This window comes from Agathobaculum sp. Marseille-P7918, from assembly GCF_900625105.1.
Lineage (GTDB): Bacteria > Bacillota > Clostridia > Oscillospirales > Butyricicoccaceae > Agathobaculum.
On the sequence record NZ_UYYD01000001.1, the window covers coordinates 92899 to 104769 of the forward strand.

The 11871-nt window shown below is 55.6% G+C and carries 10 protein-coding genes and 1 tRNA gene; 6 read left to right on the forward strand and 5 right to left on the reverse strand.

Features of this window, described 5'->3' with window-relative positions:
• Window positions 1–33: 33 nt before the first annotated feature.
• The 6 genes from EJL02_RS00390 (at window position 34) to EJL02_RS00415 (ending at window position 6314) form a co-directional block, all read left to right on the forward strand.
• Window positions 34–120, forward strand: a tRNA-Leu gene (locus EJL02_RS00390).
• Window positions 121–259: 139 nt separating this feature from the next.
• Entirely contained in the window at window positions 260–571 is a 312-nt protein-coding gene (locus EJL02_RS00395; RefSeq protein ID WP_125115017.1) for an ArsR/SmtB family transcription factor, read from the forward strand.
• An 82-nt stretch (window positions 572–653) separates the two neighbouring features.
• The gene (locus EJL02_RS00400) at window positions 654–1652 is read left to right on the forward strand and encodes a permease (RefSeq protein ID WP_125114447.1); all 999 of its coding nucleotides are present in this window, start codon (window positions 654–656) and stop codon (window positions 1650–1652) included.
• Between the two features lie 80 nt (window positions 1653–1732).
• Window positions 1733–2005 carry a thioredoxin family protein gene (locus tag EJL02_RS00405; RefSeq protein WP_125115018.1) on the forward strand — a complete coding sequence of 91 codons (273 nt, stop codon included), beginning with the start codon at window positions 1733–1735 and terminating at the stop codon, window positions 2003–2005.
• A complete protein-coding gene (locus EJL02_RS00410) occupies window positions 2002–2412 on the forward strand; it encodes an arsenate reductase ArsC (RefSeq protein WP_125114448.1) in 411 nt (136 codons plus the stop codon). Before EJL02_RS00405 ends, EJL02_RS00410 begins: the two co-directional genes overlap by 4 nt.
• 374 nt (window positions 2413–2786) lie before the next feature.
• Window positions 2787–6314 (forward strand): S-layer homology domain-containing protein, encoded by a 3528-nt coding sequence (locus EJL02_RS00415; protein WP_125114449.1) that lies wholly within the window; start codon window positions 2787–2789, stop codon window positions 6312–6314.
• Window positions 6315–6398: 84 nt separating this feature from the next.
• Here EJL02_RS00415 and EJL02_RS00420 read toward each other — a convergent pair whose 3' ends face one another.
• From EJL02_RS00420 to EJL02_RS00440, 5 genes are read right to left on the reverse strand one after another with little or no spacing between them, the layout of a single operon-like run.
• Entirely contained in the window at window positions 6399–8327 is a 1929-nt protein-coding gene (locus tag EJL02_RS00420) for an oxidoreductase (protein ID WP_125114450.1), read from the reverse strand.
• Window positions 8328–8351: 24 nt separating this feature from the next.
• Window positions 8352–9224, reverse strand: coding sequence for a shikimate dehydrogenase (gene aroE, locus EJL02_RS00425; RefSeq protein WP_125114451.1), 873 nt, complete (start codon window positions 9222–9224; stop codon window positions 8352–8354).
• A gap of 25 nt (window positions 9225–9249) precedes the next feature.
• On the reverse strand, window positions 9250–10095 hold the full coding sequence (locus EJL02_RS00430) for a sugar phosphate isomerase/epimerase family protein (protein WP_125114452.1): 846 nt from the start codon (window positions 10093–10095) through the stop codon (window positions 9250–9252).
• A gap of 26 nt (window positions 10096–10121) precedes the next feature.
• Window positions 10122–10646 carry a shikimate kinase gene (locus tag EJL02_RS00435; RefSeq protein WP_125114453.1) on the reverse strand — a complete coding sequence of 175 codons (525 nt, stop codon included), beginning with the start codon at window positions 10644–10646 and terminating at the stop codon, window positions 10122–10124.
• Between the two features lie 3 nt (window positions 10647–10649).
• Window positions 10650–11864 carry an MFS transporter gene (locus EJL02_RS00440; protein WP_125114454.1) on the reverse strand — a complete coding sequence of 405 codons (1215 nt, stop codon included), beginning with the start codon at window positions 11862–11864 and terminating at the stop codon, window positions 10650–10652.
• Between the last annotated feature and the right edge of the window lie 7 nt (window positions 11865–11871).

An 11871-nucleotide genomic window follows, 5' to 3' on the forward strand; every position in this document is an offset into this window, starting at 1 on the left:
AGGATATAATATCTATTGTTGCACCCCATATTTGCCGGTGTGATGGAATTGGTAGACGTAGTGGACTCAAAATCCACCGCTGGCGACAGCGTACCGGTTCGAGTCCGGTCACCGGCACCAAAAACCCCTGTATTCGTATGAATACGGGGGTTTGCTATTTTGTTTTTTCTCGTTCCACAATGAAAAAAATCTTGACAATCCGGTGAGAGGCGACTATACTGATAATACATCAAAAATATTTGATATGAGGAATGCCGCAATGAAGGAGAAGTATCTGGACCAGGCAAAGGTTTTCAAAGCGTTGTGCGATCCAAAGCGTTTGGCGATTTTGGAGCAGCTGCGCAGCGGAGAAAAGTGTGCCTGTGTGCTGCAAGAGCCGCTGGACCTGACGCAATCCGGGCTATCGTATCACATGAGAATTTTATGTGAGTCCGGTTTGGTCATCAGCCGCCAAGAGGGAAAATGGACCCATTATTGTCTTGCGCCTGAGGGAAAAGCGTATGCTTTGCAGCTGCTGTCGGATATCCTGACGCCAATTTCCAAAGCCAATGATGTTTGCGTGCAATGCTGACGATCCGCGCCATCCAAGATCGGTGGCGCTTTGCTTTGCACAACACATCAAAATAATTTGATTTGATGGAGATGGAATCGAAATGAAAGTATTTCAATTTTTGCAGGATCAGGTGTTGAGCATGAAGTGGCTCAATCAGCTGATCGGGAATGCGCTTTCCGCACTGGGAATGGACCTCAGCAGCCGGATCGGAGGGAGCATCCAATTCTTTTTGTATGACGTCGTAAAAATTGCCATCCTGCTTTGTCTGCTGATTTTTCTGATTTCGTATATACAAAGCTATTTTCCGCCGGAACGCAGCCGGAAGATTTTGAATCGGTTTCACAGCTGGCAGGCCAACTGCTTGGCTGCATTGCTTGGAACCGTCACGCCGTTCTGCTCCTGCTCATCCATTCCGTTGTTCATCGGCTTTACCAGCGCAGGACTGCCGTTGGGGGTAACTTTTTCATTTCTGATTTCTTCCCCCATGGTGGATCTGGCCAGTCTGTTCTTGCTGATGAGTGTGTTCGGTTGGAAAATCGCGATTGCTTATGTGGTACTCGGCTTGGTAATTGCCGTACTGGGCGGATCGATGATAGAAAAGCTTCATATGGAGCCGTATGTGGAAGAATACATCTTTACAACCCAGAGCATTGACACGTCATCGCCTGAAGTAACGGTACGCGATCGCATTGCATATGCAAAAGAACAAATGAAAAGCACTTTTCAAAAGGTCTTTCCTTATGTGCTGATCGGTGTTGGTGTTGGCGCTGTGATCCATAATTGGATTCCGGAAGGTTGGGTACAGACGATTTTGGGCACCAACAATCCGCTGGGCGTGATTCTGGCGGTGATTGTGGGCATTCCGATGTATGCGGATATTTTCAGCACGATTCCGATTGCGGAAGCATTGCTCAGCAAGGGCGCACAGTTGGGAACCGTTCTCGCCTTTATGATGGCGGTTACCACGTTGTCAGTTCCGTCGTTGATTATGCTTCGTAAAGCCGTGAAGCGTCGCCTTTTGTGGGTGTTCATCGGAATCTGTACGGTGGGCATCGTGCTGGTAGGCTATTTATTTAATCTGTTACAAGTGGTATTATAATATAAGGAGGAGAAGATACAATGAAATGGTTTGGCAAAACGAAGGATACAGCAAAAGAAGCGCCTCACACGGAGCCGCATATGGAAAACGCGCCTGCACAATCGCCGACAGAGGGTGTTTGCGTCTTGGGTTCGGGTTGCAGCAAGTGCCAGGCGCTGGAAAAAGCCGTCTGCGAAGCGTTGGAAGAATTGGGTATGGACACGAAGGTGGTGCATGTCACTGACTTTGCGCAGATCGCAGCCTATGGAGTGATGTCTACGCCGGCGCTGGTCGTGGATGGAAAAGTAGTGTCCAGCGGCAAAGTGCTGCAAAAGGAAGCGGTCAAGAAACTGATTCTGGAAGTGAGAAAATGACAAACAATCGGACCAAACCCAAAGTTGCGTTTGTCTGCGTGCACAACTCCTGCCGAAGTCAAATTGCCGAGGCGCTGGGTAAGCATCTCGCATCGGATGTATTTGAGAGCTTTTCGGGGGGAACCGAAACCAAGCCGCAGATCAATCCGGATGCGGTACGGTTGATGAAACAGGTCTATGGCATTGATATGGAGCGCACACAGCGCAGTAAACTGTTGTCTGAACTGCCGCCTGTGGACGTAGTGATTACTATGGGATGCAATGTGGCGTGTCCGAACTTGCCTTGCCGGCATCGGGAGGATTGGGGCTTGGAAGATCCGACCGGGAAGTCGGATGCGGCTTTTTTGGAAACCATGCAGCGTATTCACGAAAATATTCTGGCTCTGAAAAGAAAACTGCAAAACTGAAAAGGGGGAGCGCGGTGCAGAATACCGATTTGAAATATCCGGCTGCACTGATCCTTCGCACAAAAAGAACCCGGCTGCATCTAAGATGCAGCCGGGTTCACGCATATGCGGTTATCGGAAGAAACGCGCTTTCAGTGGTTCCGTGCATCAATAGGGGACATGCGGAATACCTGCATCCGTTCAATTAGTCTACCACTTTTATCCCTCTTTTGGCATATATGGTTATTTAGTTATATGTATCAATATTTGCAGTGGATTACCGAAAAAAATGTTTCTTTTCCCATTTGTCTTGTAGGGATAATTTTGTTATAATGCTTAAAAGCTGATTGAACCAGGAAACAGTTAGCTGTAATAAAAGGAACGGAGAAGATGAAATGAACAAATTATTCCGGCAGGGGCTTTCTGCGGTGCTTTCCGTTATGGTGCTTGGGCAGGCGCTGCCCGTGTCCTATGCGGCGGCATCCGATCAGGAGCAGGGTTCTGTGTCTATCACAGAGCAGGCGTTCCCGGATCAGAAGTTCCGTCAGTGGCTGACGGATTCGTCAAATATCCATGGCTACGGTGCAGACGGCATTCTGACGACGGCAGAACTGGCGGGGATTTCGGAAATCAATGTTTCAGGGATCGGAGTGCGCTCCTTGCAAGGCATTGAGTATTTTTCTGCACTCGAGCAGCTGGATTGCAAAAACAATGCGCTGACGCAGTTGGATGTGCAAAACAACCGCTCGCTGAAATATCTGCATTGTGCGTTTAACAGCATTGTATCGCTGGATGTGTCCGGGCTCGATCAATTGATTTCGCTCAATTGCGAGAGCAATCAGATGACTTCGCTGGATTTAACAGGCTGCACGGCTCTGGAAATCATCTACTGCCGCAATAACAATCTGCCGAAGGTGGATTTTTCCACCAATACCGCGCTCAAGTTTATCGAAACGTTTGATAATAAGCTCAAAGAGGTGGATCTGTCCAATCTGAAGCAGTTGGAGTTTGTCCATCTGGATCATAACCTGCTGACCCATCTGGATCTGAGCGCAAATACCAATCTCAGCCCGGTGGGCAGCGGCTTTGTCGCTCGCAACAATCAGCTGGATACGCTGACGCTTCCGGTGAAAGCGACCTTGATTGTGGAGGATTCGGTTTACGCGGAGCAGGACCCGAAGAAGGGGTATGAACGGACCGAGTGGTATTTGGATAGCGCGTTCACGCAGCCGGCGCCTTCGGAAATTGTTGCCAACGGGCAGACGCTGTATGTCAAATGGCTGCCGAACGATTATACCATTTCCTTTTCCGGCAATGGCGGCAGCGGTTTGATGCCCGCAGTGCCCGCGGTGTGGGATGCGCCGGTGGAGCTGCCCAAGAGCACATTCAGCCGTGTTGGATATCGGTTTGCAGGTTGGGAAGATACGTTTGGCGATGGTGCGAAATACACCGATCAGCAGACCGTGACCAATCTGGCGGGTGAGATTCAGGGCGACCGCGTTACGCTGTATGCGCAGTGGCAGCCGATCACCTATACGGTGGCGTTTGACGCCAACGGCGGGCAGGGTGAAATGCAACCCGAGACGCATACCTATGATCGGTCCAAAACCCTGTCGAGCAACACGATCCAGGCGCCGGCGGGCAAGGAATTTGCCGGATGGGCAAGACAGAAAAACGGTCCGGTTCTGTATGCGGACGGTGCTTCTGTGCGCAACCTGACGGCAACACAGGATGAAACCATTACACTGTATGCGATTTGGCGCGAGCCGATCGTCAACCAGTATCGGGATGCGTTGGATCAGGCATTCGCCGCCTACCAGGCGGATCAATACACCGAACAGGATTGGAGCCAATTGGCCGGGATCTATGATGAAGCGACCCGCAATCTTGCGGGAACTGCCGAAGAGTCGCAGATGCAGGATATTTTGGCAACTGCCAAAAATGAGATGGCAACGGTGCCGACTTTCGCCATGCGCGTGAAGCAGGCAGTTTCCGCGTGGGAAACCGCTTACCGTACGGTGATTGCACAGGCATCCGGCGGCGCAGTGGACGAGGCAAACGCACAGGAGATCGGCGCTGCGGCACAGGCGGCAGCGGTTGGATTGACGACTGACTTTGTCGCGACAAATTCCGACCTGACGATCGCGGCGGATCGGGAACTGGTGACCGCACGCGCGCTGCAGGAAATTGAAACGACCGTGCAGGCGCTGCAAAAGCTGGCAGATGCGGCCGCTTGGGCGGGCGGTCTGGACGGGTTGTCCACGCGTGCGCTGTCGGAGGTTACTTCGCAGTGGCAGGCAAATTACGAGACCGCATATCAGCAAGCCGGGGCCTATCAGGCGCAGCTCAGTGCCGGTCTGATGAACGCTTTGCAGATGCGTGCGTCGCTCGCGCTGCAAAAGCAGCAGGCGGTGACCCAGCTGCACATGGATTACAGCGGCTTGGATCGGGAACAGTACACCGAAGAAAATCTTCGCAAGCTGGACAGCATTTTCCAGTCCGGTACGGACGGAATCGAAGCGGCGGATTCGAACGGCGCAGTAGCTGCGCTGCTGGCGAAGGCGCAGGAGGAGCTGCGCGCGGTTCCGGACAAAAACCAAACGGAAAAGCCGGGCGGCGGGGAATCCGGTGAATCCGGGGAAGGCGGAGCTGGCGGCGGCGTTTCCGGAGGAGGAACCGCCGGTGGCGGCGGTGCTGCGGGCGGAGGTGCCGGCGGCGGTGGCACCGCGCCGGGACCGTCCGACCAGGTAAGCAGTGAACAGACGATTGCAGCAACGGTTACGGCAGATACTTCGGCAGGCACGGCGAAGGCGCAGCTGGATGCGGCAGAGGTCAAGAAAAAAGTGGATGCCGCACTTCAGGCAGCCCAAAAGGATCAGTCCGCGCCGGTCATCACGGTGACGATGGATTCCAACGCTGCGAAAACCGTATCGCTTTCCGTGCCGTCTCAGGCGCTGGGAGAACTTGCCAAAAATGCAAAAGCTGTGTTTTCCGTGCGGTGCGGACTCGGCAAGGTGACGCTGAACGCCAAGGCCATCCAGGCCGTTGTTCAGCAGGCAGGACAGGATGCGTTTGTTCTGACGATTGCCTCCGTGACCGAAGCGGGACAGAACAACCGTCCGGGATATGATATTTCGATCCAGAGTGCCGGCAAGAAGATCACGGATCTGTCCGGCGGCACTGCTGTGGCAGCAGTACCGTACACGCTTGGGGTAGACCAGCAGGCCGGTGGTGTTATCGCTTATGCGGTGGCGGCAGATGGCGGACGAAGTGCGTGCAGCACGACGTATGATCGGAAAACGCAAACCGTTCAGTTTACGTTGCACCAGCTGTCCCAGGTCGAGATCGTTTACGACGAGACGGCGGCGTGGCAGGGCAGATTTGATGATGTCAAATCGACCGACTGGTACTACGATGCCGTGCGGTATGTCTGTGCCCATGGCATCATGAACGGGCACTCGGCAACTGCATTTGGGCCGGAAGAAAATCTGTCCCGCGCGCAGTTGGCACAGGTGCTTTATAATATGGAAGGCCGTCCGGAAACCGTGCATGCGGAGTATTCCGATGTCACCCCGGGCGCGTGGTATGAAAATGCGATCAACTGGGCTGTGACCAACCATATCCTGACCGGCTATGGAGACGGTCTGATGGGGCCGGACGACGCCGTGACGCGGGAGCAGCTGGCGGCCATGCTGTATCGGTATTCCGGCCTGAAGGGATACGGTACGGATAACCGTGCGGATCTCAGCGCTTTCGCCGACGCATCGCAGATCAGCGCGTATGCGCAGATTCCGATGCAGTGGGCAAATGCGGAGGGGATCGTAAACGGTACCAGCGCAACCGAGCTGACGCCGGGCGGTAATGCGACCCGTGCGCAGACGGCAGCTATGCTGATGCGCTTTGTGCAAAAGCAGGATCAATAAAGAAACAGAAGGGCCGATGCAGCCAAATCGCTGCATCGGCTCTTCTGCTATTTTGGGAAGTGGTATCAGCTGGTTTCAAGACAATCAGATCTGTAATGCGGCATCCAGCGCGTCGCCGGTGGCGTGAACCGCGTTGCCGGGCGCTTTGGCGGCTTCGCCAATGACCAGAACCTGCGGCGCAATGCGTTCCGCGGTTTCTTTGAGTGCGGCATTGGAGCGCGAGCCCATTGCCAGCACGACGTTGTCGTATCCGCGCATCGAACCGACGGTGCCGTCTGCCAGCGTATAATCTACGCCGTCCGGATAGAAATGACCGACCCTAGCGCCGGCGCGAAGCGTAACATGATGCCGCTCGAACGTGTCAAACATAACACGGCGGTTTTCCGGCATGACGTCCGCGGCAATGACGTCCTTCATCTCAATGATGCCGACTTCATGTCCGCGTTCGGCCAGATATTCCGCAGCTTCACAACCGACCATGCCGCCGCCGACGACCAGCACACGCTTGCCGACGGCAGCCTTGCCGACCAGCATATCCTGTGCCGTGACAAAGCCGCAGTCCTGCAATCCGGGGATCGGCAGAATGAGCGGGGTAGAGCCGGTGGCCAGAATGATGGCATCCGGCTGCAAAGCACGCAGCAGTTCCTCGTCGGCTTCCGTGCTCGTGCGGATGTCCACGCCGGCTTTTTGTGCGCGGACGATCATAGCACGGATGGGTTCGGACAACTGTCCCTTGCCGGTCGGGAAGGAGGCAACACGGAAGTTGCCGCCGAGTTCGCTGTCCTTTTCCAGCAGCGTGACCCGATGACCGCGAACCGCACAGGCCCAGGCAGCATACAGACCGCCGGGGCCGCCGCCGATGACAACAACCTGCTTATGCTGCGCGGCGGGTTTGAGATCGGCTTCACGGCCTACGCACGGATTGACGGCGCAGGTGATGGGTTTGCCTGCGAACATGTTCGGCACACAGCCGAGCAGACAGCCGATGCAGGGACACAGTTCTTCCAACTGGCCGTTTCGGGCCTTGTTCGGCAGTTCCGGATCGGCAATGCTTTGACGGCCAAAGGCGATCAAGTCGGCGCGGCCCTGTTTGACCAGCAATTCCGCGTACTGTGGTTCCGTGAAGCGACCGACGGCAATGACAGGCACGGAAACCGCCCGCTTGATTTCGGATACCAGATCGGCGTTGAATCCGCCGTGGGTCACGCCGGGCGCCCACATGAATTCGTCGTGCAGGTGCACCGCGCGGGTGACGTGGATGGCGTCCACGCCGCATTCCTGTTCCAGATAGGCGGCAACGGCTGCGGCGTCCTGGACGCTTTGGCCGCCTTCGACTTCGTCGCTGGCGTTGATGCGGCACAGGATGGGCAGATTCCCGCCGGTTTTGTGGCGGATATTTTCAATAATCAGACGCGGCAGGCGCATTCTGTTCTCAAAGCAGCCGCCGAATTCGTCCGTGCGGTGATTGGTGCGCTGGGAAATAAACGTGCTGACCAGATAGCCGTGCGCGCAGTGCACTTCGACCATGTCGATGCCGGCCTGCTGTGCCCGGCGTGCGGCGTCGCCGTAACATTCAATGATGCGGTAGAGCTCTTCGTTGGAAACAGCCTCGGGAATCTCGCGACCCTGCGCGGCAGGGACTGCGCTGGCGGCTTTGAGCGGATAACCGGTCAGTGCCGAGTTTCCTTCCGGACCGGCGTGCTGCAGCTGAATGGATACCTTGGCGCCATACGCGTGGCAGGCGTCGGCAACCTGACGGAAGCTCTCTACGGTGTCGTCGGAAAACAGGCAGGGTTTGCGCGGTCCGCCCTTGGCCTCCTGATATACGACGGTCGATTCAATGGTGATCAGGCCAAAACCGCCTTTGGCGCGTGCCGCATAGTAGTCCCGCGAGCGGTCGCTCAGGCTGCCGTCGGTGTTGGCAAAGTTGTTGCCCATGGGCGGCACGACAAAGCGGTTGGGAACCGTTACTGTGCCGATCTGGATGGGGGAAAACATGGTGGGAAATTTCATATCTTAACGCTCCTGTTCGGTCTGTCAGGAAAAGAACTTTTCCAGAACTTCCTGCGCGGGCATATCCTTGCCGGTAAACAGCTTAAACGCTGCAACGCCCTGCCACAACAGCATGCCGATGCCGCCAACCGCTGCCTTGCAGCCTGCTGCTTCGGCTTGCTGGATCATGCGGGTCTCCCGCGGATTATATACGGTATCCGCCACTACCAGATCGGAGCGGAGCAGGGAAGCGGGAACGAGAGTCTGGTCATCCAGAGGCTTCATGCCGACCTTGGTGGCGTTGACAAGAATGTTGCAGCCGCGTACAGCGTCGGCCAGTGCGTCCGCGTCTTCCAGCGGCGTGATCGTAGCCTTGCAGCCGGGCACGGCCTGCGCCAGCTTTTCGACGGTCCGCTCGCCGTTGGCATAGAATTCATCGCGGCGGTTGAAGATCGCGATCTCCGCTGCGCCGTCCAGCGCCGCCTGTACGCAGATCGCCGTCGCGGCGCCGCCTGCGCCGAGCACGACCAGTTTCTGGCCCTTTACTTCCACGCCATTTTCATGCAGGTTTTGGACAAAACCGATGCCGTCGGTGTTATGACCGGTCAGCTTGCCGTCTTCGCTTACCGTGACGGTATTGCATGCGCCGATCAGACGGGCGGCAGGCGACAGCTCATCCACGATGCCAGCCACCGCGGTTTTGTCCGGCATGGTGACGTTAAAACCGCCGACATGGAGTGTTTTCAGGGCGGCAACGCCCTCTTCTACCTGCTCCAGCGGAATTTCAAAGGCGAGATATGCGGCGTCCACGCCGGTGCGCTCAAAACTGTAATTGTACATCGCGGGCGAGCCGGAATGACCGACCGGGGAACCGATCAGGCAATAGAGTCTGGTATGACCGGAAATTCTGTTTTCCATAAGTAAATCCTCCTATTTTTTCTGATTATGCTTGCAATACTTCGGGCCAAACCTGTTCCAGAAGGGTTTTGGTCGCGTCAAAGTTTTCCTTGGCAGCTTGGGCAACGCCATGGCTCAGGATTTCGTCGCTGATGACTTCCACGCCGACAACGGCGGGCTCGATGCCCTTGTCGTGGATCATCTTGACAAAGCCTGCGGTGTCGCCGTAACCCGTGCCGGGGAGCATGCGGTCATGCATGGATTCGTCGCGGAGAATGCTCTTGGCATAGGGATGCGCCTGTACGTCGTTGATCTGGATGGAGACGATCTTGTCTGCCGGGATATCAGCCAGCACGGAAAGATCGCAGGGCTGACCGGCGCGGATGTAGTGCCAGGAATCCAGGATCAGCTTGGCATTGTCGCAGCCGGAAGCTTTGACCACGGCCCAAGCCTTTTTCACATCGGGCAGGCCGCTGTACGGCATCGGCTCGACGCCGATCGTGTATTTGCCTGCGCGGTGGCACAGCTCTTTGAGCTTCTGCGCCGTGTATTCTACCGAGTAGTCTTCCATCAGACCGCAGTTGATGTGGTGGACGCCGAACAGCTCGCACATGTGGAAGCATATCTGCTCCTTGTATTTCTGCTCGTAGGAACGGTGCTCTTCCGCCCACTGTACGATGTATTCCACTTCGGTGACCTGCATGTCGTACTTTTTCAGGATCGCCAGCAGATCGGCGTCAAAAAGGCCTTCGTTCAGGGCATCGACATAGGTTTCCGCGCGGAGGCCGATGCCTTCAAAGCCGGCGGCTTTGGCAGCTGCCACACGTTCTTCAAAGGTGCATTGATCGCCGAGCGTCCAGGAACTGATGGTAATGGGATACTTGTGAGACATGGATGATTTCCTCCTGTGATCCAAAATTATTTTGTGGTTGTCTCGGTCTGCGCAGCCAGCTTGATGATTTCCCGGCAGACTTCCTCGATCGTTCGATCCGAGGTATCTACGGTGATATCGGCTGCGGCCTCATATTTCGGTCTGCGTTGTTCCATGAGCGCAGAAATATAAGGAACGTCTTTGTGTCCTTCCAGCAGAGGGCGGCTGTGGTCATGTTCGACCCGCCCAAGAATCACTTCCGGGCGCGCGGTGAGCAGCACAATGGTGCCGCAGCGGCGCATGGCCGCAACATTTTCTTCGCGCATGGGCACGCCGCCGCCGCAGGAGACGATGCGCGGCGCGCCGGCGGTGAAGCTTTCCAGCAGCGCAGTTTCACAGGCCCGGAAGTACGGCTCGCCTTTTTGGGCGAAGATCTCCTGAATGGACATGCCTTCTTTTTGTGCGATGCACGCATCCATTTCGATGACTTCCCGGTGCAGCAGCTGGTGCAGGCGGTGGGAGACGGAAGACTTGCCGGCCCCCATAAATCCAATCAAAAACACATTGTTCATTTGTTATCCCTCGGTTTCCACCGCTGCCCGCTCGCGCTTGAGACAGGCGTTAAGATAGAGTGCCAGAATGATGCCGATCAGCGTAATGACCATGTTGAACAGCAGCACCAGACGCGGGCCTTCGGTGCCGCTGACTTTGGTCAGTACACCGGCGATGCTGATGACGATGTAGTTGGCCAGACTGGAAGAGATCATCACGATCGAGGTGATAACGCCGCGGTTTTTGGGGAACATTTCATTTGCTACCGCGGTCACCAGCTGCAATACGCCACCTGCGGCAAAGAAGCCCAGCAAAAAGCCGCCGATCAGACACATCACAGGCTGCTGGATGAAATAGATCGCGCCCAACGTGATTAATGCAATCGTGGGGTAGGTGACAAGGATCTTTGCCGGCTGCACGTTTCTGCGCAGCAAGGCTGCGCTGACAAACAGCGCCAGTACAATGCCGACCGAGTAGAAGGACTGGATTTTGCTGGGATCTGCAAGACCGTACAGCGTGCCCAGTTCCTGATTGCAGTTCATCCAAAGCATGAAGGTGGTCGAAGTGGTAAAGCCCAGGCAGACCAGCACGATGGCGGCGGGGGAGAAGTGCATTTTTTCTTTCTTTTTCTCGCCTTTCACCGTGCGCTCAAAGGGCGGGAACGGAAGAAACGCAAGGAAGATTCCATCGACCACGATGATGACGGCCGTCGCCAGAAAGATCGTGTTGAACGGCAGATTGCGAACGGCAACAAAGCCGATGGCAAACGGCAGCAAAAACTGTGCGATCGAAATGGACAGTTTGGTGAATATATTGGCGATGGTGCCTTTTTCCTTAAAGATTTCCATGCAGGAGGGGGTGATGCTGGTATCCAGAAAGGAATTGGCCATACCGCTGATGACGGCCAGCACATAGCCGACATACAGATTGGGCGAGAACGTGACTGCCAGCAGAAAAATGGCATAGAGCGTGCAGCCGATCAAGGCGGAGAGCCGACGCCCCAGTCGGTCGCTGAGCGGGCCGGCGATCGGAAACGCCAACAGGCGGCCAAGACCAATGGCGGCGATGACGGCGACCACGCTGGAAACATCATAGCTGCCGTCGGAAAGGGTGGCAGCGCCCCACAGAGCGGCAAAGTTCTGTTTGTATTGTCCCATGATGGTGGAGGCAACACCGAGGACAAAATAGGTGATATACAGCGCCAGCGCCGTTGGATAGTATCGTTTGGATTCGTTCATATGCAGT

Coding starts and splice junctions, on each gene's coding strand:
- EJL02_RS00395 (WP_125115017.1), top strand. CDS start 260: ATGAAGGAGAAGTATCTGGACCAGGCAAAGGTTTTCAAAGCGTTGTGC.
- EJL02_RS00400 (WP_125114447.1), top strand. CDS start 654: ATGAAAGTATTTCAATTTTTGCAGGATCAGGTGTTGAGCATGAAGTGG.
- EJL02_RS00405 (WP_125115018.1), top strand. CDS start 1,733: ATGGAAAACGCGCCTGCACAATCGCCGACAGAGGGTGTTTGCGTCTTG.
- EJL02_RS00410 (WP_125114448.1), top strand. CDS start 2,002: ATGACAAACAATCGGACCAAACCCAAAGTTGCGTTTGTCTGCGTGCAC.
- EJL02_RS00415 (WP_125114449.1), top strand. CDS start 2,787: ATGAACAAATTATTCCGGCAGGGGCTTTCTGCGGTGCTTTCCGTTATG.
- EJL02_RS00420 (WP_125114450.1), bottom strand. CDS start 8,327: ATGAAATTTCCCACCATGTTTTCCCCCATCCAGATCGGCACAGTAACG.
- aroE (WP_125114451.1), bottom strand. CDS start 9,224: ATGGAAAACAGAATTTCCGGTCATACCAGACTCTATTGCCTGATCGGT.
- EJL02_RS00430 (WP_125114452.1), bottom strand. CDS start 10,095: ATGTCTCACAAGTATCCCATTACCATCAGTTCCTGGACGCTCGGCGAT.
- EJL02_RS00435 (WP_125114453.1), bottom strand. CDS start 10,646: ATGAACAATGTGTTTTTGATTGGATTTATGGGGGCCGGCAAGTCTTCC.
- EJL02_RS00440 (WP_125114454.1), bottom strand. CDS start 11,864: ATGAACGAATCCAAACGATACTATCCAACGGCGCTGGCGCTGTATATC.